The sequence below is a fragment of the Dictyobacter vulcani genome (assembly GCF_008974265.1).
GTDB lineage: Bacteria > Chloroflexota > Ktedonobacteria > Ktedonobacterales > Ktedonobacteraceae > Dictyobacter > Dictyobacter vulcani.
In genome coordinates, this window is record NZ_BKZW01000003.1 from 361856 (window position 1) to 386737 (window position 24882).

At 50.6% G+C, this 24882-nt stretch carries 30 protein-coding genes and 1 pseudogene; 27 read left to right on the forward strand and 4 right to left on the reverse strand.

The window, feature by feature from the left end; genetic code table 11:
• Positions 1 to 12 precede the first annotated feature (12 nt).
• The gene (locus tag KDW_RS25720) at positions 13 to 717 is read right to left on the reverse strand and encodes a CDP-alcohol phosphatidyltransferase family protein (protein WP_151758786.1); all 705 of its coding nucleotides are present in this window, start codon (positions 715 to 717) and stop codon (positions 13 to 15) included.
• A gap of 515 nt (positions 718 to 1232) precedes the next feature.
• Here KDW_RS25720 and KDW_RS25725 point away from each other — a divergent pair.
• The 22 genes from KDW_RS25725 (at position 1233) to hypE (ending at position 19035) form a co-directional block, all read left to right on the forward strand.
• Entirely contained in the window at positions 1233 to 1634 is a 402-nt protein-coding gene (locus KDW_RS25725) for a hypothetical protein (protein WP_151758787.1), read from the forward strand.
• Positions 1635 to 1825: 191 nt separating this feature from the next.
• Complete coding sequence (locus KDW_RS25730; RefSeq protein WP_151758788.1) at positions 1826 to 2806, forward strand: glycosyltransferase family 2 protein; 981 nt, start codon at positions 1826 to 1828, stop codon at positions 2804 to 2806.
• Positions 2807 to 3009: 203 nt separating this feature from the next.
• On the forward strand, positions 3010 to 4350 hold the full coding sequence (locus KDW_RS25735; protein WP_162005609.1) for an AAA family ATPase: 1341 nt from the start codon (positions 3010 to 3012) through the stop codon (positions 4348 to 4350).
• Positions 4351 to 4435: 85 nt separating this feature from the next.
• On the forward strand, positions 4436 to 6517 hold the full coding sequence (locus KDW_RS25740) for an acetate--CoA ligase family protein (RefSeq protein ID WP_151758790.1): 2082 nt from the start codon (positions 4436 to 4438) through the stop codon (positions 6515 to 6517).
• 246 nt (positions 6518 to 6763) lie between these two features.
• Complete coding sequence (locus tag KDW_RS25745) at positions 6764 to 7792, forward strand: NADH-quinone oxidoreductase subunit B family protein (protein ID WP_151758791.1); 1029 nt, start codon at positions 6764 to 6766, stop codon at positions 7790 to 7792.
• A 106-nt stretch (positions 7793 to 7898) separates the two neighbouring features.
• Positions 7899 to 9647, forward strand: a complete 1749-nt coding sequence (locus KDW_RS25750) for a nickel-dependent hydrogenase large subunit (RefSeq protein ID WP_371876280.1) — start codon at positions 7899 to 7901, stop codon at positions 9645 to 9647.
• 72 nt (positions 9648 to 9719) lie between these two features.
• Entirely contained in the window at positions 9720 to 10295 is a 576-nt protein-coding gene (locus KDW_RS25755) for a NifU family protein (RefSeq protein ID WP_151758793.1), read from the forward strand.
• A gap of 3 nt (positions 10296 to 10298) precedes the next feature.
• On the forward strand, positions 10299 to 10991 hold the full coding sequence (locus KDW_RS25760; RefSeq protein ID WP_151758794.1) for a DUF5947 family protein: 693 nt from the start codon (positions 10299 to 10301) through the stop codon (positions 10989 to 10991).
• Positions 10972 to 11622 carry a DUF6084 family protein gene (locus KDW_RS25765; RefSeq protein ID WP_151758795.1) on the forward strand — a complete coding sequence of 217 codons (651 nt, stop codon included), beginning with the start codon at positions 10972 to 10974 and terminating at the stop codon, positions 11620 to 11622. Before KDW_RS25760 ends, KDW_RS25765 begins: the two co-directional genes overlap by 20 nt.
• Positions 11619 to 12662: a hypothetical protein gene (locus KDW_RS25770; protein WP_151758796.1), complete on the forward strand. Its 1044-nt coding sequence runs from the start codon at positions 11619 to 11621 to the stop codon at positions 12660 to 12662. The genes KDW_RS25765 and KDW_RS25770 overlap by 4 nt, the downstream gene beginning before the upstream one ends.
• Positions 12659 to 12946, forward strand: coding sequence for a hypothetical protein (locus KDW_RS25775; protein WP_151758797.1), 288 nt, complete (start codon positions 12659 to 12661; stop codon positions 12944 to 12946). The genes KDW_RS25770 and KDW_RS25775 overlap by 4 nt, the downstream gene beginning before the upstream one ends.
• Positions 12946 to 13500, forward strand: coding sequence for a hydrogenase maturation protease (locus KDW_RS25780; RefSeq protein ID WP_151758798.1), 555 nt, complete (start codon positions 12946 to 12948; stop codon positions 13498 to 13500). Before KDW_RS25775 ends, KDW_RS25780 begins: the two co-directional genes overlap by 1 nt.
• On the forward strand, positions 13497 to 13616 hold the full coding sequence (locus KDW_RS36185) for a DUF6893 family small protein (protein ID WP_371876274.1): 120 nt from the start codon (positions 13497 to 13499) through the stop codon (positions 13614 to 13616). The genes KDW_RS25780 and KDW_RS36185 overlap by 4 nt, the downstream gene beginning before the upstream one ends.
• A gap of 52 nt (positions 13617 to 13668) precedes the next feature.
• Positions 13669 to 14013, forward strand: a complete 345-nt coding sequence (locus KDW_RS25785) for a hydrogenase maturation nickel metallochaperone HypA/HybF (RefSeq protein ID WP_151758799.1) — start codon at positions 13669 to 13671, stop codon at positions 14011 to 14013.
• Positions 14014 to 14044: 31 nt separating this feature from the next.
• Positions 14045 to 14479 (forward strand): hydrogenase nickel incorporation protein HypB, encoded by a 435-nt coding sequence (gene hypB, locus KDW_RS35335; RefSeq protein ID WP_269822528.1) that lies wholly within the window; start codon positions 14045 to 14047, stop codon positions 14477 to 14479.
• Positions 14480 to 14525: 46 nt separating this feature from the next.
• Entirely contained in the window at positions 14526 to 14735 is a 210-nt protein-coding gene (locus KDW_RS35340) for a P-loop NTPase family protein (RefSeq protein WP_269822529.1), read from the forward strand.
• 46 nt (positions 14736 to 14781) lie between these two features.
• Entirely contained in the window at positions 14782 to 15054 is a 273-nt protein-coding gene (locus tag KDW_RS25795) for a HypC/HybG/HupF family hydrogenase formation chaperone (protein WP_151758800.1), read from the forward strand.
• A gap of 15 nt (positions 15055 to 15069) precedes the next feature.
• Complete coding sequence (locus tag KDW_RS25800) at positions 15070 to 15720, forward strand: D-sedoheptulose-7-phosphate isomerase (protein ID WP_151758801.1); 651 nt, start codon at positions 15070 to 15072, stop codon at positions 15718 to 15720.
• Positions 15717 to 16043, forward strand: coding sequence for a HypC/HybG/HupF family hydrogenase formation chaperone (locus tag KDW_RS25805; RefSeq protein WP_151758802.1), 327 nt, complete (start codon positions 15717 to 15719; stop codon positions 16041 to 16043). Before KDW_RS25800 ends, KDW_RS25805 begins: the two co-directional genes overlap by 4 nt.
• The gene (locus KDW_RS25810) at positions 16036 to 16704 is read left to right on the forward strand and encodes a D-sedoheptulose-7-phosphate isomerase (RefSeq protein ID WP_151758803.1); all 669 of its coding nucleotides are present in this window, start codon (positions 16036 to 16038) and stop codon (positions 16702 to 16704) included. The genes KDW_RS25805 and KDW_RS25810 overlap by 8 nt, the downstream gene beginning before the upstream one ends.
• 42 nt (positions 16705 to 16746) lie before the next feature.
• On the forward strand, positions 16747 to 17898 hold the full coding sequence (gene hypD, locus KDW_RS25815; RefSeq protein WP_151758804.1) for a hydrogenase formation protein HypD: 1152 nt from the start codon (positions 16747 to 16749) through the stop codon (positions 17896 to 17898).
• 42 nt (positions 17899 to 17940) lie between these two features.
• Complete coding sequence (gene hypE, locus KDW_RS25820) at positions 17941 to 19035, forward strand: hydrogenase expression/formation protein HypE (protein WP_151758805.1); 1095 nt, start codon at positions 17941 to 17943, stop codon at positions 19033 to 19035.
• A 95-nt stretch (positions 19036 to 19130) separates the two neighbouring features.
• Here hypE and KDW_RS25825 read toward each other — a convergent pair whose 3' ends face one another.
• Complete coding sequence (locus KDW_RS25825) at positions 19131 to 19313, reverse strand: hypothetical protein (protein ID WP_151758806.1); 183 nt, start codon at positions 19311 to 19313, stop codon at positions 19131 to 19133.
• Positions 19314 to 19540: 227 nt separating this feature from the next.
• Here KDW_RS25825 and KDW_RS31995 point away from each other — a divergent pair, with 227 nt between their 5' ends.
• The 5 genes and pseudogenes from KDW_RS31995 (at position 19541) to KDW_RS25845 (ending at position 23331) form a co-directional block, all read left to right on the forward strand.
• Entirely contained in the window at positions 19541 to 19687 is a 147-nt protein-coding gene (locus KDW_RS31995; RefSeq protein WP_162005610.1) for a hypothetical protein, read from the forward strand.
• Positions 19680 to 19904 (forward strand): annotated as a pseudogene (locus KDW_RS25830) (cupin domain-containing protein); the annotation flags it as partial. The gene KDW_RS31995 and the pseudogene KDW_RS25830, both read left to right, overlap by 8 nt.
• 254 nt (positions 19905 to 20158) lie before the next feature.
• The gene (locus KDW_RS25835) at positions 20159 to 21217 is read left to right on the forward strand and encodes an RNA ligase (protein WP_151758807.1); all 1059 of its coding nucleotides are present in this window, start codon (positions 20159 to 20161) and stop codon (positions 21215 to 21217) included.
• Positions 21214 to 22062, forward strand: a complete 849-nt coding sequence (locus KDW_RS25840; RefSeq protein ID WP_151758808.1) for a phosphatase domain-containing protein — start codon at positions 21214 to 21216, stop codon at positions 22060 to 22062. The genes KDW_RS25835 and KDW_RS25840 overlap by 4 nt, the downstream gene beginning before the upstream one ends.
• Before the next feature lie 267 nt (positions 22063 to 22329).
• Positions 22330 to 23331 (forward strand): COX15/CtaA family protein, encoded by a 1002-nt coding sequence (locus tag KDW_RS25845; RefSeq protein WP_162005611.1) that lies wholly within the window; start codon positions 22330 to 22332, stop codon positions 23329 to 23331.
• 94 nt (positions 23332 to 23425) lie between these two features.
• On the opposite strand, the gene KDW_RS25850 is transcribed toward KDW_RS25845, so the two are convergent.
• Both KDW_RS25850 and KDW_RS25855 read right to left on the reverse strand, forming a co-directional pair.
• Positions 23426 to 23926, reverse strand: coding sequence for a hypothetical protein (locus tag KDW_RS25850; protein WP_151758810.1), 501 nt, complete (start codon positions 23924 to 23926; stop codon positions 23426 to 23428).
• A 152-nt stretch (positions 23927 to 24078) separates the two neighbouring features.
• Positions 24079 to 24792 carry a Nif3-like dinuclear metal center hexameric protein gene (locus tag KDW_RS25855; RefSeq protein WP_151758811.1) on the reverse strand — a complete coding sequence of 238 codons (714 nt, stop codon included), beginning with the start codon at positions 24790 to 24792 and terminating at the stop codon, positions 24079 to 24081.
• Between the last annotated feature and the right edge of the window lie 90 nt (positions 24793 to 24882).

The following is a 24882-nucleotide window of genomic DNA, read 5'->3' on the forward strand; positions in this document are numbered from 1 at the left end:
GTCCTGCCGGTATTAATGCATTTCTTCAGGTGTAGGGGTTGGTGTATTGCTATCTATGCTAATGGACTGCTGACTGGACATGGTTTCGACGTGCTGTTTATCAATCGCTTGTGTGGCACGATAGACCGCGTACATGCGCTCAATGGCGGTAATATTGGAGAAAATTGCCAGGATGAGGAGGGCCCACATGGTGAGGCCAAAGAGGAGCCCAGCAGCCAGAATAACCACGCGTTCGGGCCGTGCCAGCAAGCCAGTTTTGCACTCGATGTTCAGACCTTCGGCACGGGCTTTGGTATAACTTACCATCAGCGAACCAACAATTGAAATATAGATGAGTGCGATCATCCATAATTGTACATGGTCGGTAAACCAGAGATGGTCCTGCATTGTGGGAGTAAGTAATGCATAGAAGAGGAGTCCACCCAGGATGATTGCCTCTGAATAGCGGTCCAGTGTCGAGTCAAAGAACGCCCCAAAGGTTGTGGCTTTATTCCGCAGGCGCGCGGTCGCCCCATCAAAAAGGTCGAAGATACCGGTAAACAGGACCATCAAGCCACCGGTGATAAAGAGACCTTTGCCAAGCACAATCGCAGTAATCACGCTCAGAAACAGTCCGATGAGTGTGAAGGTGTTTGGTGAAATGCCGAGATTGGCTAACGGGCGAATAATTTGCGCCGCGAGATTGCGGACCCATTTTTGTATGTCGTTGTTGAACATCTATATCCTACCATTTTGTGTTAGTAATGCTCAATCAAACTCAGATAGAGATCGATTGTGTTTATTATTGTAACATCTAGGGACTGACGAACGTCAGAGTCAAACGGGTGGTTTTATAACGGACAAGAGGGTGTAGAGAAATTACAACTCTGCTTTATTTTTATAGCACGTTTGGGCACAGGAAAAGTGTGACTCCAACAGCAAATGATGCTCGATCATTATTTTAAGACCTGCAACTGGCAAAATGGCTTTTTGTCTCAAAAGGTTCAGCATAACCGTGTTTATGAGAGTGATGAATAGTGCCCGCATAGAATGGTTATGTGATGTGTAATAGTTTTGTTTAAGGAGGTGTGCGATGGCAATGGAACAGGATTCTATCGTGGTTGGTGTGTTTGCCAGTCAGGTTCAGGCCAAGCAAGCGATAGAAGATCTTAAAATGGCTGGTTTTGGTGATGATCGCCTGGGTTTTTTAGCACGTGTTGAGGGTGATCCAGATATCAAGATAGAATGTTGGTATGCCTGCTGCTACCGGAGCGCTGAGCGGTGGTGTGCTGGGAGGCCTATTAGGGGCGGCTGCTTCGCTCTTGATTCCTGGTTTTGGACCGGCTATTGCGGGTGGAATTGTGCTGGCAACCCTGAGTGGAGCCGCGATTGGCGCTACTGCAGGTGGGGCGATTGGCATACTGACCAGTATTGGTTTTTCGCAAGAAGATGTCAAATTTTATCAACGCGCTCTGGAGCAAGGCCAGACCATTGTAACAGTCAAAATTTCTTATGATCAGGATGAGGCCATGGCGATCCTGTTACGAGATGGCGCATCCAATGCGGCCGTGAAATACAGCGAGTTTAATGCTCCGCCCTCTTTGCGCCAGCGTCCAGGTGAGGAAGAGATGCGTGAACATGATCCAGAGCGCTAGTTACGAGTGCGCGGTGTATATCATGGCTTTTCAAGAACAGGCGATGTGCCAATTCTGGCAGTCGTAGCGTTTAGTAGTTGTGGTGTGTCCAGTGTGGGTCGTCTAAAGGACAAAATTGCGTGTTTGGAGCATTTGCTACCGCATACTCTCTTGATTGATGTGTTGAGCCTTGAAAAACCACAGGCAAACTTATGACAATAAACGTTTCTGTTGTTGTGCCAACCTATCAGCGTCCAGACTTCTTGGAGCGGTGTTTGCGGGCACTGCTCAGTCTGGATTATGATCCAGCTGAATATGAAATTCTTATTGCGGATGATGCGAATAGTGCTGTGACTCGCCAGCAAGTAGAGGATTGCGCCCGGAGTGCTGAATTGATGGGGCATACCGTTCGCTACCTGGCTATAACAGGATCTGTTCATGGGCCTGCGGCGGCCCGCAATGCGGGTTGGCGTCAGGCGCAGGCGGATATCATTGCCTTTACTGATGATGATTGTATTGCTGAGTTAAACTGGCTTCGGGCCGGGGTAGCTGCTTTTGTGGATGATGTGGTGGGGGTCTCCGGAAAAATTGTAGTTCCACTCCAGCATGAATATACTGAATACGAGTATAAGGCTTCCCTGCTCAGTCAGGCGGAATTTGTCACGGCAAACTGTTTTTATCGTCGGTCGGCCTTGCAGCAGGTTGGTGGCTTTGATGAACGTTTCCGTGTGGCCTGCTGTGAGGATCGCGATCTTTTTTTTACTTTGCTGGAACACAATCTAATCTGTGTGAAGGCTCTTGAAGCTGTCATCCTGCATCCCGTACGTCCAACGCATCGGGGGAGTAGCTTGCGGCAGCAGCAGAAAAGTTTTTACCAGGCCTTACTCTTCAAAAAACATCCAGCTCTCTATCGACAGCGCATCCAGCCAACCCCGCCCTGGAATTATTACTGTATTCTGGGTGTCCTGCTGCTATTGATCCTGGGTATTGTAGCCAAACTCTGGTTACTGGCGGGGATCGCTTTGTGTGCCTGGCTTTATATGATCGCTCGTTTGTGTATCCAGCGTCTCCAAAAAACCTCACGTAAGCCTGAACATGTATTTGAAATGATCATTACCTCTACCCTCATTCCCCCTTTATCCTTGTTCTGGCGCTGGCTTGGTATGTTGAGATTTGGTGTTTTCTATCTCTAATTGATCTCCAGATTGATCTTAATGCTATTTCACTCTTCGTTTGCATTTTTTGGCTGGTGGTATGTTACAATTTGTGTGCATGAGACGTGATGCGCCAGGGAAGGTGAATGGTAATGAAGGCTGAAAGGTAACCGCGTTTCTGCTTTTCACAGGTAGCCTGGAATACTAACTACTTCAGCAGGGCGCAGTGCATGAAGGAGGCAATGATGATTAAAACTATGCAGGATCGGCGTCTGGCCTTTAGTTCCTCGGCTCGAGCGGTTGTGCGTGGAGCAGAACGTGAAGCGCTGCATATGCATGCATCGACCTACCATCCTGAGCATCTTTTCTTAAGCATTTTACGTCTTGATGATGAATTGGATGCGAGTATTTTTAGTCTGCTTGGTATGGATATCCGTGCCCTGCGGCGTATGGCGACCGAAGTTGTTGGCAATGTGGAGATTGGCCGACCTGCTAAGCATGAGATGCATCCCTCGAAAGAAGCGCAAGAGTGCCTGGATTGGGCGATGGCTTTCGCGGAACAGCGCCATTGTTCAGAGTTGCGTGCGGACCATATTCTGTTAGGCGTGCTGCGTCACCCGCAGGTCCAGCCGCTCCTGTTGCTGCTGTTCTCTCCCGGAGAGGTTATTCCTTCATACTTGAATGAGGAGAGTGGCATTGCGTATACCAATGCGATGGATCAGTTGATCCAGATCAAGATTCGCGAGCATAAGCGCGTGGGCAAGCATATCTCTAATTCGCCGATGGTGAAGTGTGAGCGGCCAACGGTTACCTTTGCCGATATACTGGGCGCTAATACGGTCAAGCAGGAATTGCATAGCTTGATTGCTTACTTACGCTATCCACAACTATATCAACGTTCTCGAACCACAGCTATGGAAGAAACCCTGCTGGTCGGCCATCCCTGCACTGAGCGCACCTTACTGGTACATGCCATCGCCGGTGAAGCGGTGGTTTCACTGGTCTCGCTCTCGTTGTCTAAACTGGTGAACCTGATCAATGCGCTGGCTGTCGATATGGTCGATGCCGAAGACCTGGCCTGGCTTGAACAGGAGTATCCAGTCTTTTTACGTGATGATCTGGCTCAGACTGCGCGTAATCTCCTGCACGTTACCTTCGATCTGGCTAAAAACTGGGCTCCTTGCCTGCTGTTTCTGGAGGATCTGGATGCCCTTTCCCGGTTGGAGAATAAAGAATATCGCCTGGCTCTGCAACGCCAGTTGGGGGTAGAATTGGATGCGCTGGACTGGCAGTTGCCAACGGCCGTGATTGCGACGGTGTATAAGCCAGAGAATCTTGATCCTGCGCTGGTGGAAGTCGGACATTTTAATCGCCGTGTGACGCTCAGCGAAAGTTATGCCGTCCATCCGGCCGCTCAGACAAAGCTGTGCCTCTCGTGCAAGCAAGAAGTTCTGGCAGCCTGGCACTACTGCGTGTACTGTGGAGCTTCGCTGGTCAAAACGTGTCCACATTGTGGTGCTCCGCATGTGGAAGTTGAGGGCGCGCGCTACTGCTCCTCCTGTGGCAGCGATGTCTGGTCATAGACTTAGATTGACTTACTGTATTTTGTAGCTGCATTGCTCTTTATATCGTTTATCTTAGATCCAGACTTTAAGGAAATACGTTTAAATGGGAAGAGAACTTTTCGCTATCAAGTCGGTTGCGGTTATCGGTGCATCGGGTAATCCGCACAAATTAGGCTATACCATAGTCAAAAATCTGGTAGATTATCACTTCAAAGGTTCCATTTATCCTGTCAGCCTGCATGCTCAAACGATCCTGGGCCTCCAGACCTATCCGCACGTGGCAGACATTCCCAGGGACGTAGATCTGGCCGTGATCTCGGTCCCTTCTGTCGCGGTACCAGGAGCTTTGCAGGAATGCGTGCAGAAGGGCGTTGCGCTGGTGATTATTATTTCGGCCGGCTTTAAGGAGATCGGTGGGTTTGGCGAAGAATTGGAGCAGAAACTGCTGGATAGTATTGCAGGATCAAATACACGCATCCTGGGACCGAATTGTCTGGGTTGGATTAATGCGTCCCAGGCATTGAATGCATCTTTTGCGGCCAATTTTCCTACATATGATGGCATCTCTTTTATTTCGCAATCTGGCGCACTGGGAACCGCGTTTTTGGATTGGATCAGTGCTAATAATCTTGGCCTGCACAATTTTATCTCGATTGGTAATAAAGCTGATCTGGATGAGAATTTTTTTCTGGAGCGCATGCAAAGCGATCGCCTGGTGGCCTGCTATCTTGAGGATATTAGAGATGGCAGAAAAATTATGGAACTTGGACGAAAATACAATGCCGGGCGACCGGCAATTATTTTGAAACCGGGGAGAAGTGCCGCGGCCTCGGCGGCGATTAACTCGCATACTGGTGCCCTGGCTGGTGGCTATGCAGTTGTCCGGACCGCTTTGCAGCAGTGTGGTTATATCATGGTTGACACGATCGGGGAACTCTTTTATACCATGAAAGCGCTTGCCTGGCAGCCGTTGCCGACCTTTAATAAGGTGGCTATTGTCAGTAATGCCGGTGGGGCGGCCGTCATCGCAACCGATGTGCTGGTAGAGAAAGGACTGGAACTGGCCAGTTTGAGTCCGCAGACGGTCGATATCCTTACTGATGCTTTGCCACGTACGGTCAGTATCCACAATCCAGTGGATGTGGTGGGGGATGCGCTCTCGGACCGCTATCTGCGGGCCATGGAAGCGGTGCTGCAAGATGAAGATGTTTCCGCGATCATTGTCATCCTGACTCCTCAAGTCATGACTGAGATCGAGCAGACCGCAGCCTATGTTGGTGAGATGAAGAAATATGGCAAGCCGATCCTGGCCGCTTTTATCGGCGGTACGCTGGTAGAAAAAGGCTTGCAACTGCTGGCAGAGAAGAAAATTCCTGCCTACCATTTTCCTGAAACCGCGGTGAATGTACTGGCCCACATGGTCTGGTATGCTGAATATCGCAAACGCGCTTCATATAGCTGGCTTGAGGAAGATGCTGCCAGTCTCTATGCGGCGCAACACCAGGCAGCCATTCTTGAACTTTATCAGCGCTCTCACGCTGTTAATGCTCCAGCATTGCCACCTGAAAGTGCGAATGAACTGGCTCGCCGTTATGGGATACCCGTGCCTGCATCCTCTGTCTGTGAGAGCGTCGAGCAGGCGATCGATGCGTCGGTTGGTTATCCCTGCGTGCTGAAAATCGCTGCTCCCTCGCTTCTGCATAAGTCGGATATTGGTGGCGTGATTACTGATATCAAAGATGAAGCCACTCTGCGTGCAGGCTACTTGCAACTTGAGGAGATTATTCGCCAGCATCAGATCCCAGAAGCTACGATCCTTGTTCAGCAGCAGGTTGGCGAGGGAACTCCAGTGATCATTGGTGCGACACGGGATGCGAACTTTGGCACGGTACTGATTTTTGGCAGTGGTGGCATCTATACTGAGATCCTGCATGATATTTCTCGCCGGATCGCGCCGGTAGAACGCCATGAACTCCAGAAAATGCTGGAAGAGACACGCATCTACGAGATCCTTAAGGGGGCGCGTGGCCAGAAGGCAGCGGACATCGCGGGGATTATCACTGTGTTAAAAGCGGTTGAATATTTGATGCAGGACTATGCTTTTATCCAGGCAATCGACATTAATCCATTAGTGATCAATGAGCAGGGGATGTGTGCTGTGGATATTAAGGTCTTGCTTGCTTAGAGGTGAACCATGTGTGACATGCTTTCAGCGTAGGCCTGAAGGGATGTCACACGTTTTGTTCTTGACAGCGTCCAATGATGTAGTGTAATGTCTCTTTGTATGCTTGCTTAGGATAATATAGGAGTCGAACAGCCTCCTCCTTTTGCTGTTTGCTAGCTATTTTGTAGCTCGTGTTTATCCTGATCTCCCCTGTAACTGTGACCCTTCCAGTGTGAATACATAAGTGTGACGATGAAGAGGCTAACTATGGTCACCAGAGCACGTGTGGAAGAAGTACACATCATTTGGATGACGGCTGGACTCAGCTGTGATGGGGATACAATCTCTATTACGGCGGCGACGCAGCCGAGTATTGAGGACGTACTTTTAGGCGCCATCCCCGGTTTACCGAAAGTACATTTACACAATCCTGTGCTAGCTTTTGAGACTGGAGCCAGTTTCATGTCCTGGTGGTATAAAGCTGAGCGTGGTGAGCTTGATCCTTTTGTGCTGGTGGTTGAAGGTTCCGTTCCTAATGAAAAAATTAAGGCGGAGGGCTACTGGGCCGCCCTGGGTACCGATGACAGCGGCCAGCCCATCAAGACCAATGAGTGGATTGATCGCTTAGCACCGAAAGCCTGGGCGGTCGTTGCTGCGGGTACCTGTGCAACCTATGGTGGTATCCACGCGATGTCCGGTAATCCCACCGGAGCTATGGGCCTGCCGGATTATCTGGGCTGGGACTGGAAAGCACTGTCAGGTGCTCCTATTGTCTGTGTGCCCGGATGTCCTGTTCAGCCTGATAATTTTATGGAGACGTTGCTCTACCTGCTGTATCAAGCGGCTGGCCTGGCCCCGATGATTCCTCTGGATGAAGCATTGCGTCCAACCTGGCTGTTCAATCAAACGGTGCATGAAGGTTGTGATCGTGCAGGCTACTTTGAACAGGGGGAATTCGCGACCGAGTATGGCTCCCCGACATGCATCGTCAAACTGGGCTGCTGGGGTCCAGTCGTGCAGTGTAATGTGCCTAAACGTGGTTGGATGGCCGGTATCGGCGGGTGCCCGAATGTTGGCGGCATCTGCATTGGCTGTACCATGCCCGGCTTCCCCGATAAATTTATGCCGTTTATGGACGAGCCACCGGGCGGCAAACTCTCCTCTAGCGTAACGCGCTCGTATGGCCGTGTGATTCGCACCCTGCGCCAGTTTACCAATGACACCCTGAATAAGGAGCCTTCGTGGCGTCATAAAGGGAAGGTTCTCACGACGGGCTATCAACCAACGTGGAAATGATATCCGGCGATGCTCCACGCATTCAATGGGGAAGGAGATACATATAACTGTGAGCACTGAAATCAAACGACCGGGGCCCGGTAAGGTTCCGCCACAGTTAGTCGAGATGTCCTGGGATCCGATTACACGTATTGTTGGTAGCCTGGGCATCTATACCAAGATAGATTTCAACCAGCGTCAGGTGGTGGAATGCCACAGTACCTCTTCGATCTTTCGTGGCTATAGTCTGTTTATGCAGGGCAAAGATCCACGCGATGCGCATTTTATTACCAGTCGTATATGTGGTATCTGTGGTGACAACCATGCTACCTGTGCCGTCTACGCCCAGAATATGGCCTTTGGGGTCGTCCCGCCGCCCATTGGTGAATGGATCCTCAATCTCGGTGAAGCGGCCGAGTATATGTTTGATCACTGCCTGTATCAGGATAATCTGGTCGGGGTAGATTTCTGTGAGCAAATGGTCAAGGAGACCAATCCAGGTGTGTTAGCAAAGGCTGAACATACCGAGGCTCCCCATGCGCATCTGCATGGGTATCGCACCATCGCTGATATCATGCGCTCGCTTAATCCCTTTACCGGTGAATTCTATCGCGAATCCCTGCAAATGAGTCGTACCACGCGCGAGAAATTCTGCCTGATGGAAGGACGTCATGTGCATCCTTCGACCCTCTATCCAGGTGGCGTTGGTACCGTAGCAACTATTCAGGTCTTTACGGACTACCTGGTCCGGCTGATGAAATATGTCGAATTTATGAAGAAGGTTGTGCCGATGCATGATGATCTGTTCGACTTTTTCTATGAAGCTTTACCAGGCTATGAAAAGGTTGGACAGCGGCAGGTGTTGTTGGGTTGCTGGGGGGCGTTCCAGGATCCAAATTACTGTGATTATGATTATCGCAACATGGAGCGCTGGGGTGAGGCCATGTTTGTCACGCCTGGCATTGTGATCGATGGCAAACTACGCACCACCAATCTGGTTGATATCAATCTTGGCATGCGCATCTTGCTGGGCAGTTCCTTCTATGAGGACTGGCAGAACCAGCCAACCTTTGTGGATAAGGATCCACTCGGCAATCCTGTTGACAGGCGCCATCCCTGGAATCAGACGACGCTCCCGCGTCCGCAGAAGCGCGATTTCCAGGGCAACTATAGCTGGGTGATGTCGCCGCGCTGGTATGATGAGCGCACAGGTAAATATCTGGCGTTAGATACCGGTGGTGGTCCAATTGCCCGTCTCTGGACGACTGCACTGGCAGGCCTGGTTGATCTGGGAGGATATATTCAGGCGACCGGCCATAGCGTCAAGATCCGTCTGCCAAAGACGGCGCTCAAGCCTGAAATGGAACTGGAGTGGAAGATTCCGCGCTGGAGCAATGCATTGGAGCGGGATCGTGCGCGAACGTACTTCCAGGCCTATGCAGCGGCGGCAGCGCTCTACTTCGTGGATAAAGCTTTAGAAGAAGTACGTGCTGGCCGGACCAAAACCTGGTCAGACTTCAAAGTACCGCAGGATGCTATTGGTTGCGGTTTCCACGAAGCGGTGCGGGGCGTGCTTTCCCATCACGTGGTCATTCGCGATGGCAAGATTGCCAACTATCATCCGTATCCTCCAACGCCATGGAACGCCAATCCACGCGACATCTATGGTACACCTGGACCCTATGAAGACGCAGTCCAGAATACGCCGATTTTTGAAGAGAATGGTCCAGACAACTTTAAAGGTATTGATATTATGCGTGCCGTGCGGAGCTTTGATCCCTGTCTCCCATGTGGTGTCCATATGTACCTGGGCGAAGGCAAAGAACTGCAAATTGTGCACTCGCCTACTTTTGGTGTGAATCCTCAGGTACCGTAAATAGCAAGCCTGTTTTCCTGCCGACTAAGAAAGCGGCAGGAAAACAGCTCGATTTCGACGAAAGGTGCCACCATGCAACGCGATACGCAGCAACAACAGCAAGCAGAACGCATTGACGTATTGATCCAGCAAGTGGCGACGCTCGCTGATCCGCAGGCACGTACGATGGCGCAGGAACTGGTGCAATGTACCATGGCCATGTATGGCGACTGCCTGGCTCGTATGCTGGAGGTGATCGGACAAAGTGAGCTAGCGGGCACAGAGATTATCGCGGCTCTGGGTGCGGACGAACTGGTTGGTCCACTTCTCCTGTTGCATGGTTTACATCCTGTGGATATGCAGACGCGTATCCAGCGTGCTCTGGAGGAGCAGCGTCCTTATCTGCAGAAGCATGGTGGGGATGTGGAACTGGTCAGGATTGAAGAGGGAATCGGCTATTTTACTTTCAAGGGTAGCTGTCAGGGCTGTGCCGCTTCGAGTAGCAAGTTGCTCCGTAGTATCGAGGAGGCTATTTATCAGGTAGCCCCGGAACTGGATGAGATTATTGCCGTGGAGGCTGAGAAACGCGCCGTTCAGCCAGTCAAGTTTATGCCCACCCGTCGCCGTAAGCCCGAAGCAGTTGTGTCCAGTGGATCAGGAGAGGATTAGTCGATGTGTGCTCGGGCTGCCTATACTTCCATGCGTAGATTGCGCCAGTTGCTGCAGACGCCAGTATCGGCTACTGGCATGGCAGCAGCAGAGCATTGTGAGTTATGCAATGAACTACTTGCCACTAACCATCGCCACCTGTGGGATTGGGCGGCCCGGAACGTTGTGTGTGTCTGTAGTGCCTGCTCATTATTGATGATCCGTCCAGGTGCCGCCGCGGGCAAGTATCGCCTGATTCCGGAGCGCTATCTAGCTGTAACCGATTTTGAACTCACCACCAGCGCCTGGAGTGCTCTCTTGATCCCGGTCAACATGGCTTTCCTGGTCCAGAGTGCTCAGCCAGAGCCGCATGTCTCGGCCTTCTATCCCGGACCCGCTGGCGCGATTGAGTCGGTGTTGGACACCGACCAGTGGCAGTCTCTGCTGCAGGTGAATCCCGTGCTGGCCGCGTTGGAGGCGGAGGTAGAAGCTTTGCTGATCAATCGGATGCGTGCACCCTATACTTACTACCTGGTGCCGATCGATAGCTGTTATCGGTTGGTTGGTTTGCTGCGGCGCTCCTGGCATGGTTTTAGTGGTGGTGATGAAGCATGGCAGAGCATGGATGACTATTTTGTAGCGCTACAAGCACAGGCGATGGTCTGTGATCAGCTTTCAGTGACGAAAGGATCAGTTGATGCCAGATCTAAACTTTGAGGTGACCGGAGCGGAAATAATACCCTTTGCCGCCACACCCACGCTGGGCTTTACCGTCAATATTACCAACGCGGTGCCTGCACAGCTTATTTCCAACGTATCTTTGAGCTGTCAATTGCAGATTGTGGCTCCCCAGCGTCGTTATAACCGCGAGGAGCAACTGGGCCTGCAGGATGTCTTCGGCACTCCCGAGCGTTGGGGCCAGACCCTGCGGAACTTCTTATGGCAACATGTCAGTGTTGTCGTGCCTGCGTTTACCGATAGCATTACCTTCACCTTGCCGGTAAGCTGTACCTATGATTTTGAAGTACTCAGTACCAGATATCTGGCTACCTTACAGGACGGGATGGTCCCGCTGCTTTTCTTATTTAGTGGCACTATTTTTTATCAGGATGAAGAAGATAATTTGCAGGTCAGCCGTGTCTCCTGGTCCAAGGAAGCGATCTATCGTTTGCCCATCTCACTCTGGCAGTTGATGATCGAGCAATATTATCCCCATACCAACTGGATTCGCTTGCAGCGTGATGTCTTTGATCAACTCTATACCTATAAAGTCCAGCAGGGCCTGCCCACCTGGGAGGAAGCGATCAACAAGTTACTGGCGACAGCGCATCAGGAGGTGAAGCCATGAAGTTAGCACAGATGAAAGAGATCGCGGACGCCATCCTCTATGAGGGATATCTGCTCTATCCTTATCGCCGTTCTGCCATCAAAAATCGGCAGCGTTGGACCTTTGGTGTTGTCTATCCACAGGCCTACAGTCTGGCCCGGGGAGGGCAGGAGCCGTGGACGATGCGTACCGAGTGCCTGTTTCGAGGAACACCCCACCAGACGCAATTGACGGTAATGGTGCGCTTCTTACATCTCTTGCAAAATAACGTGGTTCATGTGGATAAGCCTGCGGCCATTGCTCACGATGGACTGATCGTGCCACGCCAGATGCATGAAGAGTGGGAAGAAGGCGTGACGCGTGAAATTATCCTACCAGATCTGACCCTGAGGCGTGTACTGACCCAACCGATCGAGCAGGTGATTTCGTTTCCCGGCCGTTATGTGGTCCAGAGTTTATCCAATGGATCGATACGCTCTTCATGGCGTGAGCAGCAAGATATTCTGGGTCTGGTCAAGATCTCGGCTTCTAACGTGCAGGCAGATATCTATAAACTGGTGGTCAGTATTGAGAACCTGACGCCGCAAGCTGGCATCGATATGCAACAGCGCGAAGCAGTGCTGCTCAATTCCTTTATTTCAACCCATACTATTCTCCAACTGCAACAAGGCACCTTCTTCTCATCGCTAGATCCGCCCGATGAGCTGAGTGAGGTAGCGCGTCGTTGCCAGAATTGCCATACCTGGCCGGTGTTGATAGGTGACGAAGGAGAGCTACAGACGATGCTCTCTTCGCCGATAATTCTTTATGATTATCCTAAAATCGCGCCCGAAAGTGTTGGCTCATTTTTTGATGGTACCGAGATAGATGAGATGTTGACTTTACGCATGCTAACGCTATCCGACGATGAGAAGGAAGAGCTCAGGCATGGTGATGAACGTGCGCGTGAGATTCTTGAGCGCACCGAGTCCCTTTCAGTGGAACAGTTGATGAAACTGCATGGAGTTGTTCGTCGTGACGATGAGCGTCAGTCAGTTGATGAGAGAGGGAACAGACAATGAATGAGCATGTTGGTTTACAAGTTGTCGGCGTCATTGGTGGTGTGGCCAGGCAAGGCGATCATGTACGGCTGCATCCACACGCTAAAGCTGATGCCTTTGATCTGTTACTGGAGCATCGAGCAGGTCGCATCGAGTTGATTGAACAGGATTTTGAGAATCGCACATACCTGGTGGTGACGCTGGATGATGATCCTGGTCGCGAGCAAGAGGATGAGCGTATCCTACCCGGGCACCGTTTCTTCTTTTATCCCGATGAAGTTGAGTTAATGGTGGAGGAAGCCTGATGGATCCAACTACTGGTACTACAACTCATCGAAAGATCCTGATTGCCTGTATCGGCAATATCTTCTTTGGCGATGATGGCTTCGGTGTCGAGGTAGCCCGACAGCTTATGGCACGTTCTTATCCCAGCAATGTGCAGGTTGTCGACTTTGGCATCCGCGGGATGGATCTGGCCTATGCCTTGCTGGAGGATTTCGATGAGTTGGTGCTGGTAGATGCTGTCCCGCGTGGTGGCCTACCGGGCACCCTGTATCTGATCGAGCCCGATCTGGTGCCGATCAGACAGGCGGGAGAGCAAGGTATATTCCCGGATGCCCATAGCTTAGATCCACTGAAAATCCTGGCCTTCGCTCGCAGCCTGGGTGCGCGCCCCATCCATACGTTACTGGTAGGTTGCGAGCCTGCTGCAATGGGATCTGATGATGACTTATCGATGGGATTGAGTGAAGCCGTACAGGCAATGATTCCGGATGCAGTCGCTATGATTGATAGGCTGGTGGCAGAACTGAGTTTGGCCGAGACTGTAGACCTATCCTCGAAAGGAGGATTCTCATGATTACCGTACGCATTCCCGTGTTCGCCATTTTTATGCTGCTGGGTATGTTGATGTTGCTGTTGATAGGTAGTCAACTTCCCGATATAAGGCGTTATTTACGTATGCGCAATATGTAAATTAAGCCAAACCTGATCAGTCGATCAGATTCAGGTACAGTAGGAAAGCGTTATGCATGAACTTTCTATCGCTGATGCAATTGCTGAGACTGTAATCGAGCAAGCGACTAACCATCATGCCAGTCATGTGAAGCATGTGTCTGTGCGGATTGGCGAGGCCAACGCGGTGATAAGTGAGGCCTTGATTTTCTGTTTTGAGGTTATCGCTAGCTCAAATCCATTACTAACTGGAGCACAATTGAAGGTTGATATAATTCCCCATCAGGCCCGTTGCCGCTGGTGTGATTGTGAGTTTCACGTTGTGCAATATATCACGCAATGTCCGCGCTGTGGGCGTTGGGAGGCAGAAATGCTCTCAGGAACGGAGTTTTTGATTCAGGACATGGAGATTGATTGAGCGGCTTCAATACAGGGAGGGGAGAGTGAGTATGTCCAAGGTATCTATCGTACAGAATATTCTGGCGGTGAATGAGCGCATTTCCAATGATATTCATCAGCTGTTAGCCGAGCGGCAAGTGTGCACGATCAACCTGATGAGCTCGGCTGGGGCCGGGAAGACGACGTTACTGGAGCAAACGATCAAGCGTTTGAAGGGGCGTTTAGAGATTGGAGTGATCGAGGGCGATGTCGAGACGAGTGCAGACGCCGAGCGTATTGAGGCCGCTGGTGCTCAGGCGGTGCAGATCATTACTCAGGGTACCTGTCATCTGGAGGCCCATATGGTTCAGATCGCTCTCAACGAGCTGGATCTGGAGCCGCTCGACATCCTGTTCATCGAAAATGTCGGTAATCTGGTCTGCCCGGCTGGTTGGAACCTGGGCGAAGATCTGAAAATAGTGGTTGTAAGCACAAACCGAAGGTGATGACAAGCCAGCTAAATATCCCGCGATGTTTGCGGCCTCTACAGTGATGGTTATCAATAAGATCGACCTGCTACCCTATGTCGATTATGATCTGGCAACGGTGAAAAAATTTGCGCTGGCCGTTAATCCACATCTCCAGATCTTTGAGTTAAGTAGCCGCACGGGAGAAGGACTGGATGCCTGGTGTGAGTGGCTACAATCGATGGGACGTAAAGGCAAGCGAGCTTCCTCTCTTGCGCAGCGGGTCGAGTTGTAGTTACCCATAGCGTTGCGCCAGTGATGGCAGCTAAAGGAGAAATGCGATGTGCCTTGGAATTCCTGGCCAGATTGTCGAGATTGTCGATGAGCGCTTTGATATTGCTAAAGTAGATGTTTCTGGTGTGAAGCGCAATGTCAGTATCAGCCTGGTACGTCCTGAAGGGATTGCGGTCGGTGACTGGGTACTGGTGCATGTAGGTTTTGCTATGAGTAAGATTGATGAGCATGAGGCGCGGGAAACACAGAAAGCCCTCAAGTTGATGGGTGATCCATATACTGATGAAATGGCGATGTTTAATAAGAGTCAGATTGAGTGAGGAAGGGATGGGGAGATGGCAGTTGATCTTCCAGCTATTCTGGGCGCGCGGCTCGCCCAGAGCACAACGATACCAGAGACCTTCTTCACCGCGCAAGCGGGTCAGATTGCTGAAGCCTGCTGGTCGATGGCGCGGCGCTTTCATCAAGGAGGTCGGTTACTGGCCTTTGGGAATGGCTCCTGGGCTACCGACGCCCAGCATGTCTCAGTTGAATTTGTGCATCCGGTGATTGTAGGGAAGCGAGCTCTGCCCGCGTTAGCTTTGACTAATGATAGCGCTACATTGAGTGGTATGTTATTTGATACTGCCCGGGAGGAAGGAGCCTTTGCCCGCCAGATCGGCGTGCTGGCGCGGCCACAGGATATTGCCATGGGATTTTCGCCGGATGGCAATTGTGCCAATGTGAATGCCGCCTTACGTAAGGCACGTCATACTGGCCTGCTCACGCTGGGGCTTTGCGGAGGGATGGGAGGCATCATGGCCAGCCATGTCCGGCCAGAGGGTGCTGTCGATCTGCCCGCAGCCAACGAGCAGGCTTTTCTGGATTACTGCTTTGTTGTTCCCAGCACTGATCCACTGACGATTCAAGAGACGCACGAGACGCTCTATCATGTTCTCTGGGAACTTGTCCACGTCTTTTTCGAGCACGAAGGGGTGTTACGATGACCAGTTCGCCACAGCAATCCCAACCTGCTGCTACGTCTTCAGACCAGCCTTTATCTGATTCCTTGCCAGTAAGTGCTGCATGTAGTCCAGATGCCGCTGAGCATTGTCTGACCTGTGGTGATGTAGCGGTGTCGGTACGGGTTGTGCAGGTCAATGTTGAACAAGGGACCGCTCTGGTGACTGTGGAGAGTACAACGGAAGAGATTGATATCAGCCTGCTTGATTCCGTGGCCGTTGGTGATACGGTGCTGGTACATGGTGGCGTCGCGCTTGAGCGTTGTGGCTTGAGCATGCATGGAGAGGAGGTTGACGTTGATGACTGAACAAGGTAGCAAGTATGATCAGCTATTCTATCCCTATCTTTTTGAAGGTGAGAAAACTTCGCGTGAGGCTGTGATTGACCAGGTGCGACATTCAACGCTAGAAAAGTGCCATGAGATTGTGGCGTTGCGCCAACAGCTGTTTCAAGATGCTGGTGAACTTATCATCGCGGCCGGACAGGCGATGGCGCGTGCTTTTGCATCCGGGGCGACCCTCTTTGCGTTTGGGAATGGAGGGAGTACGACCGACGCTCAGGATCTGGTTACCGAGTTGATTCATCCACCATATGCCCACTGGAGACCATTGCCAGCGGTCGCTTTGACTAATGATATCGCCGTGATTACTGCCATCGGCAATGATGTTGGCTTTGCCTCTATCTTCACGCGTCAGTTGATTGCGCTGGGACAGCCGGGCGATATTGCGGTCGGCATCTCGACCAGCGGCAATTCCACTAACATTTTGCAGGCTATTGAGCAGGCTAAAAAGCAAGGTTTGCTGACAGTCGCCTTGAGTGGTTATGACGGTGGCAAGATCGCACATTCACCGGCCACAGACTTTTGTATTACCGCGCCCAGCGACCATATCCCACGTATTCAAGAGGCCCAGGCCAGTGCTTATCATGCCTTATTAGCAATCATCCAGGCTCTACTGGCAGCGCCATAGCCTGCAAGCGGCCGGGAAGCGCGTGAAAGGGGAACTACTTCTATGAAGTATGTCGATGAATATCGGGACTCAAACCTGGCAAGTCGGATTGCGAGCGAGATCGCACGTTTAAGTGACGGCCGCCAGCTTAAATTTATGGAGGTCTGTGGTGGCCATACCCATACGATCTATAAGCATGGCATCGAGGATATTCTGCCTCCCAACATCGATCTGATCCATGGTCCGGGCTGTCCGGTTTGTGTGTTGCCGATGGGGCGTGTTGATGATGCGATTGCGATCGCGCATACAGATAATGTCATCTTTACTACTTTTGGTGACATGATGCGGGTACCTGGTTCGCATGGCAGTCTGTTGGATGCGAAGGCAGAAGGGGCGGACGTGCGCTTTGTCTATTCGCCACTGGATGCGCTCAAACTGGCACGTCAATATCCCGAGCGTCAGGTGGTCTTTTTCGCCATCGGCTTTGAGACGACCGCACCATCTACCGCCGTGACGCTCCTGCGTGCCCGGGCTGAGAAAGTGAAAAACTTCTCGATCTTTTGCAATCACGTCACGATCATCCCGGCGATCAAAGCCATTCTGGATTCACCAGATCTGCGGCTGGACGGCTTTGTGGGACCGGGCCACGTGACGATGGTGATCGGCCTGCGCCCCTATACTTTTATTGCGCAGCAACATCGCAAGCCAATCGTGGTGGCGGGTTTTGAGCCACTCGATATTATTCAGTCCGTGCATATGCTGGTCCAGCAGATCAGTAGTGGGCGGTCTGAAGTAGAGAATCAGTATGTGCGGGTGGTGCGACCGGAAGGTAACGTCAAGGCGTTGGAAGCGATGGCTATGACCATGGAACTGCGGCCATTTTTTGAATGGCGCGGCCTGGGATTTATTACGCAAAGCGCTTTAAAGCTGCGACCTGAGTTTGCTGAATGGGATGCTGAATTGCGTTTTGAAGTACCTGGCTTGCGCGTGGCTGATCCCAAGGCCTGTCAGTGTGGCGAGGTACTGAAAGGTGTGATCAAGCCATGGGAATGCAAGGTCTTTGGGACCGCCTGTACCCCTGAGACTCCGATTGGTACCTGTATGGTGTCCCCGGAAGGAGCCTGTGCCGCCTACTTTAGCTATGGACGTTTCTCAATGGCGTCTGAGCGCAGTCGCCTGAAGATTGCTCCTGTCGTACAGACACAGGGTATGTAATAGGTATATGTGCGTCTGGTAGCCTGCCTGGAGGTTTGAGTTATGGAATTGCAGTCATCACAAAGCGATGAGGTTCTGGCAAAGATTGAGCGGAGTCGGCAGGCCCGACGGCATAAGTTCTACCTGCGTGATGAGCATGTCACGTTGAGCCATGGCAGCGGCGGCAAGGCTACCCATAATTTGATCGAAGGAATTTTCGCACCCGCCTTTGCCAATGTGGTACTGGATCGTATGGAGGATGCCGCTCAACTCACATTGGGAGGATTGCGACTGGCTTTTACCACGGATAGCTATGTGGTCAATCCACTTTTTTTTGCCGGTGGTGATATTGGTCAGCTAGCCGTGCATGGCACCATTAATGATCTTGCCATGGCCGGGGCCGATCCTCTATACCTCTCGGTCGGCATGATCCTTGAAGAAGGTTTTCCGATGGAATCCTTGCGCCGCATCGTGACTTCGATGGCACAGGCCGCTCGGGACGCGGGCGTGTTGATCGTGACTGGCGATACCAAGGTTGTCCAGCGTGGTAAAGCTGATGGCATCTTTATCAATACCGCGGGCGTCGGAACGGTCCGGGCCGCCGCTGAACTGGGACAAACCCAGGTACGGACCGGTGATCGTGTCCTGTTGAGCGGTGCGGTTGGTGACCATGGCGTGGCGATCATGCTGGCCCGCGAAGAACTCGATATAGAGACCGACGTGCAGAGTGATAGTGCGCCGCTTCATACCCTGGTTGCTAGCTTGCTCGATAACGTGGGTGGAGCGATCCACTGTTTTAGAGATCCTACCCGGGGCGGGATTGCGACTGCCCTTAACGAGATTGCCCTGAGCGCTGAACTCTCAATTGCCCTGGATGAGCAGGCTATCCCGGTACATGCAGGCGTACGGGGTGCCTGTGAAATCCTTGGGCTGGATCCACTGACCATCGCCAATGAAGGTAAACTGCTGGCGATTGTAGCTCCTGAAGCCGAGCAGCAGGCGCTCAAAGTCATGCGTGCTCATCCGCTTGGGAAAGAAGCCATGGTCATCGGTACTGTCCAGGCAGAGCCTGCGGGCATGGTCTTCCTGCGTACCGATATTGGCGGCACCCGTGTCCTGGATATGCTGGTAGGAGATCCCTTACCGCGTATTTGTTAATGTGCTGATGAGAGCGGTATTCCTCCTTCTGTATTCATAGAAAGAGGAATACCTATATACTCTATACATGTGCTATAAAGATCAGAGGTGGCCTATTACGATGCTGGTTGAATAACTTTTTCGGCCCGCATCTGTTTCACTGGAACTTCTATTTTGATCCAGGTATCACAATCGGAACAACGGAACAATGTACGATCATATGTAGCAGGTTTCGAGCGATTATAGCTGGCATCTTTACGGACAATGTTCATATTTTTATTGCATATTGGACAGTTCATACTTCCTCTCCCCTCAATCCTCTAAATTTATCGTCCCCTATTACATAGTATACTGATACATGCAATTCTACTTGTGAGGTTTTGGGGAGGATCCAGGGAGGTTTTGCAAATTCATTTTGGTGTGTTGTGTGTTGGATGTAACCAGGAAGGGGAACGAGGCGTGTTGGAACTGTTGACACGAAACATAAAAAAGTACTGAGTTCCTGATGATGAAAGGATAAAGTGTGATGAGTGATTTTATCCAGCAATATGCCCCTGATCCAAATCCCATTCCGCAGCCCGTGCGGAACGGCAGCGGAGCCACCGATCCTGGTCCCAGGAACGTCGTATTGGATCGACTGAATCCAAATACGCTAGCCCCACCTGGCTGGTGATGTTGGCTATATTCCTTTTGCCATGGGTCACTACATTGAGAATACCGGCAACACCACCCTGCGCTTCCTCGAAATATTCAAAAGCGACCATTTCGCTGACGTACCGCTCAACCAATGGATGGCGCTGACTCCACCAGAATTGGTCCAGGCCCATCTGAACCTGAACCAGACTGTCATGAACTCCCTACAGAAGCAGAAACATCCCATAGTGAAATAGCCACCTGCCAGCGTTAGTGCTGATCAAAACCTGTTTATACAATGGAACGGTGTTCATCCGTTCCATTCTTATTTATTGACTCCCCTTTCCCCTTTCCCCACCAAGAGTAACCTCCTGGATATTGTGCGCAAAGCCTATATTGACAGATTTGCTTGTTACGGTTAAGCTTGCATGCAAAATGAGATAAATAATTACTGGATAAAAATGAAACTGGAAACCGTATACATATCCTGTATCTCGAAGGAGATTACAACGTGGCAAATGCAGCAAGTGTCATTGACCTTCCATCTTTCCAGGAGCGGCAAGCGCAAGGACTGATCACCGTTCGTTTTCATCCGAAGCATGATTTGCTGATCTGGAACTATACCCCCAAATGTCAGTATGAACAGGCCTGGGATGAGGTAACCATGCAGGCACGTGGTCTGATTACCGAGACTGATGGCACCATTATTGCACGACCATTTCGTAAATTCATGAATATTGAACAGCACCAGGGACCACTGCCGCTGGAACCGTTTAAGGCTACCGAGAAGATGGATGGTAGTCTGTTGATTGTGAGCACCTATAAAGGTGAAAGAATCGTCGCGACGCGTGGCAGCTTTATCAGTGAACAGGCACTAAAAGCGAACGAGATTATCGCTAAACGCTATGAAAATTTTGAATTTCTGCCGGCATATACGTATCTTTTTGAAGTAATTTATCCAGCTAATCGGATTGTTGTTGATTATGGCAATACTGAAGACCTCACTTTGCTGGCGATCATTCACACCGCGTCAGGTGAAGAAAAAGATATCCATCATCCAACCTACAGCACAAACTTGCTGTTTCCTATAGTGAAATATTATGATGGCATTGCTGATGTGGAGGCCCTCAGACGGCTAGAGGAAGCCAATCGAGAGGGATTTGTGCTGTGCTTTGAGAGTGGTTTGCGTTTGAAGGTAAAGTTCTCGGAATACCTGCGCTTGCATCGGCTGATGACGAATGTGAATGCCCGGCTAATCTGGGAAATCCTGAAAGATAATCAGTCGCTAGAGCCGCTCTTAGATCGCGTGCCAGATGAATTTTATGCCTGGGTGAAAAAAATATCCAGCGATTTGCAAAGCCAGTTTCAGGCAATTGAACAAGAGTGTATACTAGAGCTTAATCAGGTGAAAGATCTGCCAACGCGTAAGGAACAGGCGGCGATCATTGCCACAAAAAAATATCGTGCTGTGATTTTTTCCATGCTTGACAACAAAAAATATCAGGATGCCATCTGGAGACTGATCTATCCATCCGCATCCCGACCATTCTGGATTGATGAAGACCAATGAAAAAAGTTCTTTTTCTCAAGGGCTTACCAGCGTCTGGTAAGTCGACGTATGCCAAAAAGCTGGTGTCTGATCAGCCAGGCAGATACAAGCGTATCTCTAAGGATGATCTTAGAGCCATGGTGGATAATGGGAAGTGGAGTAAAGGCAACGAAAAGTTTATCCTCAAGGTAAGGGATAATCTGATCCTTTTAGCTCTTGAGGAAGGCTATCAGCCGATCGTTGATGATACCAACCTGCATCCCAAGCATGAGCAGGCTATCCGCGAGCTAGTGCGCGGCCAGGCGACGGTAGAAGTGAAATCTTTCACGGATGTCCCATTAGAAACCTGTATTGAGCGCGATCGCCAGCGGCCCAACTATGTTGGTGAACAGGTGATTCGTAAAATGTATCAGGATTTCTTGCAGGTTGTGCCGCCCACTATTGAGGATGATCCCACATTGCCAAAAGCGATTATCTGCGATCTTGACGGTACCCTGGCGATACTCAATGGTCGTAATCCATATGACGCCGAGGAGTGTGAGCAAGATCTACTCAGTGAGCATATCGCCAATATCGTACGCTTTTATAGCCAGACAGTGCATGTATTACTGTTATCTGGTCGCAAAGAGTGCCATCGTTCACAAACTATGCGCTGGCTCGCGCAGCATAATATTCCCTATACTTCACTGTGGATGAGACAGGACGACGACACTCGCAAAGATTCTTTTGTCAAAGAAGACATTTATCGAGAACATATTCAGGGAAAATATGCGATTCAATTTTGTCTCGATGATCGCAACTCGATTGTGAATTTATGGAGATCTCTAGGATTGATCTGCCTGCAAGTTGCCGATGGCGATTTTTAGAATAGAATGGGCTGTTGAGAGGCAATTTAAGCTGCTTTTCTTTGTGCATGGCACACATGGCAAATATCCCCTATAATATGAAAGAAAGATTCGCTGTAAGAAAGAGCATAGACCAACATGGAGAGGAACGCAAAGCCTGTTACCATGTCTGGTCAATCAATGTTGATCCTCACGGGGGACAGATATCCTTGCCTGGTATGGATGGACAATAGAGAAGAGTATGCTATGCGCTTTCTTAATGTAACTCATTTGGAGGATCATACGTTGTTGAAGCATCGTTTGCTGAGCATCCTGGCAATTGTCACCTCGATTGGTGCGTATTTTATGTTGCTCTTAGGAGCGGCCGTTACCAAAACTGATTCGGGTCAGGGTTGTGGTAATTCCTGGCCATTCTGCCATGGACAACTGATTCCTGATTCGGTGTCAATTGCGACGGTTTATGAATATAGCCATCGTATTATGTCTGGGGCCGATGGTTTCTTGATTTTTGCGCTGACCGTTTTTTCCTGGTTGATGTATCGACGGGATTTCCGCATCAAATTATTTGGTTTTATGAGCCTCTTCTTTGTGGTCTTACAGGCTATTCTGGGCGCGCTAACCGTTATGTATGAAGGCACGTATGCTAAAGATGGACTGCTCTCATTACATTTTGGTTTTTCTTTAATTTCTTTTGCCAGCGTGATCCTGTTGACCATGCGCATCATGCAATTAAAGCAGGTTACTCCGGAGAACCCCGAGCGCACAGCGCAGCAAATCTCTCCGATCTCTAAAGGGATGCAGATTGTGGTCTGGGCTGTGACCGCCTATACCTATGTGGTGGTTTACACGGGAGCCCTGGTACGGCACTCTTCGGCTACGCTGGCCTGTGGTGAGCAGTTCCCAACCTGCGGGGCTACCTATTTTCCGAATATTTTCACGGCCGCAGGCATTCAGGTCATGCACCGCTATGCCGCCAGTAGCATCTGGTTGTTATTACTGGTCTTGATGATCGTACTGATTCGCGTGGCTCGTGATCGCCGTGATTTAGTCTGGGGGAGCCTGTGGGCATTTGTCCTGGTTTCTTTGCAAGCCATGAGCGGTATGGCCACGGTCCTGAGTGGAGCCCAACTGCTGGTCTCACTTCTGCATACCACCATTATTGCCGTTCTCTTCTCAGTTCTGTGTTATCTGTGTGTACAGGTCGAGTGGCCCTGGAAGCGGCACGTCGTGAATACACGTCCAGTGATCGCCACTGAGAGCTCAAAAGAATACCTGCACGAGACCGTCTAAGTCGTTCTCGGGTAAGTAAAAGTAGAATAAAACGCCGGCCAACAGTTTTCGTTGGCCGGCGTTTTATTCTACTTTTATCGCATTATGCATGGGTCTACATTGGCACAACTACATCGCCCTCAGCGCCACATCCCGAGAAGTGCAGCCCATCGGCCTTTGCTGCTACTCCCGTACACGTGTAGGTTTTGGGTGTCGGCAGTTTAGCTGGCACAACTGTATGCTGCATCGCATCGGTGACAGAACAGCTCTGGCCGTTGCGACGAATACTGAATGTATGAACGGCTAGCGTATCGATCGATGGACTGGTGAAGCCAAGTGTGGCTGGTTGGCACTTCTGATAGGCCTGCCAGAAACATGTTGCAGCCTGTTTAGCCGTGGCTGCATTCATGGGAAGACCCCGAGGTGTCATTTGTACCTTGCCGCACTGCTGCACTTGTAGGGTTTGAGTTGGGGTTGGATTTTGAGCTCCCGCTACGCTAGAATCACACGCTGCTAATGTCGTCATAAGCAGAAGACAACTGAGTAGCATGGCTGCCACAACTCCCTGAGTCGTCCTGTGACTCTGCCGCCAGTAGCGTTGTAATCTATGTACCATGTATCGTATCTCCTTTGAAACCAGTGTTCTAACTGTACTCATGATAGAAGACGATACGCACTCTGAAAAAGTTCCCAACGCACAAAGACACCTGGATGAGATTGGTTCATCCGGGTGTCAGTGAAATGATCTCTAACTGCTTCGATTTATCCTTATAGGGGATATACAGCAACTATACATTCCATTTCAGGCCAGCGTTCGCGTAGCAAGGTGCTCAGGGCGTGTAGACCCCATTGTTCACCGGCGGTGTGCCCGATGATGGCAACCGTTATACCTGTCTCTTGAACTGCCCGTCTGGCGGCGGGGCGGAATTGTCCGGTGATATAGAGCTGTACATCGCTGGCGGCGGCTTCTCTGATGAGCTGATCGTTCATGGCACCTACGACAGCAATGCGTTGGATATCTTTGATCTGTTTTTGATGCATTGCTGGCTGGACCGCAAAGATGTCTGTCAACGTGGTGGTTATGGTATTGAGCGCTACTCGGGGAATATCGCCAAACATACCATAGGGAATTGTGTCGCGGAAGGCAAATGGGATTGGCCTATACATTCCTAGCTGTGTGGCCAGTCGGGGATTGTAACCAAAGGTCAGGGCGAGATCAAAGGAGAGATGATAGGCCAGCATGCCAATCCTGGCGGGCAATAGCATGGCGTCGATTTTCCAGGGACGGTGCAGGAAGAGTGCGTCCAGTTCTTGCTCATCTATCCAGTGCCCGATTTCAGGCCATGGCTCGATTACCAATCCGATACGCCGCACTGGATTTTGGCCGGATCGATAGATACCGTGTTGATCATCCAGGAAGCGCATCACCTCCAACTGCTGATCGAGAAAGCTGGCTATGGCCTCAAGGGTTGGATATGACATACTGCAAATTTCCTCGCTATTTTGTTCTTCTTTTTTTAAAGATAGCAAAATTGGCAGAAATCGGGGAATATATCATTCAGTAGGTACGTT

What these genes read in the sequence shown, in the direction of transcription:
- KDW_RS25720 (WP_151758786.1), bottom strand. Translation starts at nt 717, where the DNA reads ATGTTCAACAACGACATACAAAAATGGGTCCGCAATCTCGCGGCGCAA.
- KDW_RS25725 (WP_151758787.1), top strand. Translation starts at nt 1,233, where the DNA reads ATGCCTGCTGCTACCGGAGCGCTGAGCGGTGGTGTGCTGGGAGGCCTA.
- KDW_RS25730 (WP_151758788.1), top strand. Translation starts at nt 1,826, where the DNA reads ATGACAATAAACGTTTCTGTTGTTGTGCCAACCTATCAGCGTCCAGAC.
- KDW_RS25735 (WP_162005609.1), top strand. Translation starts at nt 3,010, where the DNA reads ATGATGATTAAAACTATGCAGGATCGGCGTCTGGCCTTTAGTTCCTCG.
- KDW_RS25740 (WP_151758790.1), top strand. Translation starts at nt 4,436, where the DNA reads ATGGGAAGAGAACTTTTCGCTATCAAGTCGGTTGCGGTTATCGGTGCA.
- KDW_RS25745 (WP_151758791.1), top strand. Translation starts at nt 6,764, where the DNA reads ATGGTCACCAGAGCACGTGTGGAAGAAGTACACATCATTTGGATGACG.
- KDW_RS25750 (WP_371876280.1), top strand. Translation starts at nt 7,899, where the DNA reads ATGTCCTGGGATCCGATTACACGTATTGTTGGTAGCCTGGGCATCTAT.
- KDW_RS25755 (WP_151758793.1), top strand. Translation starts at nt 9,720, where the DNA reads ATGCAACGCGATACGCAGCAACAACAGCAAGCAGAACGCATTGACGTA.
- KDW_RS25760 (WP_151758794.1), top strand. Translation starts at nt 10,299, where the DNA reads ATGTGTGCTCGGGCTGCCTATACTTCCATGCGTAGATTGCGCCAGTTG.
- KDW_RS25765 (WP_151758795.1), top strand. Translation starts at nt 10,972, where the DNA reads ATGCCAGATCTAAACTTTGAGGTGACCGGAGCGGAAATAATACCCTTT.
- KDW_RS25770 (WP_151758796.1), top strand. Translation starts at nt 11,619, where the DNA reads ATGAAGTTAGCACAGATGAAAGAGATCGCGGACGCCATCCTCTATGAG.
- KDW_RS25775 (WP_151758797.1), top strand. Translation starts at nt 12,659, where the DNA reads ATGAATGAGCATGTTGGTTTACAAGTTGTCGGCGTCATTGGTGGTGTG.
- KDW_RS25780 (WP_151758798.1), top strand. Translation starts at nt 12,946, where the DNA reads ATGGATCCAACTACTGGTACTACAACTCATCGAAAGATCCTGATTGCC.
- KDW_RS36185 (WP_371876274.1), top strand. Translation starts at nt 13,497, where the DNA reads ATGATTACCGTACGCATTCCCGTGTTCGCCATTTTTATGCTGCTGGGT.
- KDW_RS25785 (WP_151758799.1), top strand. Translation starts at nt 13,669, where the DNA reads ATGCATGAACTTTCTATCGCTGATGCAATTGCTGAGACTGTAATCGAG.
- hypB (WP_269822528.1), top strand. Translation starts at nt 14,045, where the DNA reads ATGTCCAAGGTATCTATCGTACAGAATATTCTGGCGGTGAATGAGCGC.
- KDW_RS35340 (WP_269822529.1), top strand. Translation starts at nt 14,526, where the DNA reads ATGGTTATCAATAAGATCGACCTGCTACCCTATGTCGATTATGATCTG.
- KDW_RS25795 (WP_151758800.1), top strand. Translation starts at nt 14,782, where the DNA reads ATGTGCCTTGGAATTCCTGGCCAGATTGTCGAGATTGTCGATGAGCGC.
- KDW_RS25800 (WP_151758801.1), top strand. Translation starts at nt 15,070, where the DNA reads ATGGCAGTTGATCTTCCAGCTATTCTGGGCGCGCGGCTCGCCCAGAGC.
- KDW_RS25805 (WP_151758802.1), top strand. Translation starts at nt 15,717, where the DNA reads ATGACCAGTTCGCCACAGCAATCCCAACCTGCTGCTACGTCTTCAGAC.
- KDW_RS25810 (WP_151758803.1), top strand. Translation starts at nt 16,036, where the DNA reads ATGACTGAACAAGGTAGCAAGTATGATCAGCTATTCTATCCCTATCTT.
- hypD (WP_151758804.1), top strand. Translation starts at nt 16,747, where the DNA reads ATGAAGTATGTCGATGAATATCGGGACTCAAACCTGGCAAGTCGGATT.
- hypE (WP_151758805.1), top strand. Translation starts at nt 17,941, where the DNA reads ATGGAATTGCAGTCATCACAAAGCGATGAGGTTCTGGCAAAGATTGAG.
- KDW_RS25825 (WP_151758806.1), bottom strand. Translation starts at nt 19,313, where the DNA reads ATGAACTGTCCAATATGCAATAAAAATATGAACATTGTCCGTAAAGAT.
- KDW_RS31995 (WP_162005610.1), top strand. Translation starts at nt 19,541, where the DNA reads ATGAGTGATTTTATCCAGCAATATGCCCCTGATCCAAATCCCATTCCG.
- KDW_RS25840 (WP_151758808.1), top strand. Translation starts at nt 21,214, where the DNA reads ATGAAAAAAGTTCTTTTTCTCAAGGGCTTACCAGCGTCTGGTAAGTCG.
- KDW_RS25850 (WP_151758810.1), bottom strand. Translation starts at nt 23,926, where the DNA reads ATGGTACATAGATTACAACGCTACTGGCGGCAGAGTCACAGGACGACT.
- KDW_RS25855 (WP_151758811.1), bottom strand. Translation starts at nt 24,792, where the DNA reads ATGTCATATCCAACCCTTGAGGCCATAGCCAGCTTTCTCGATCAGCAG.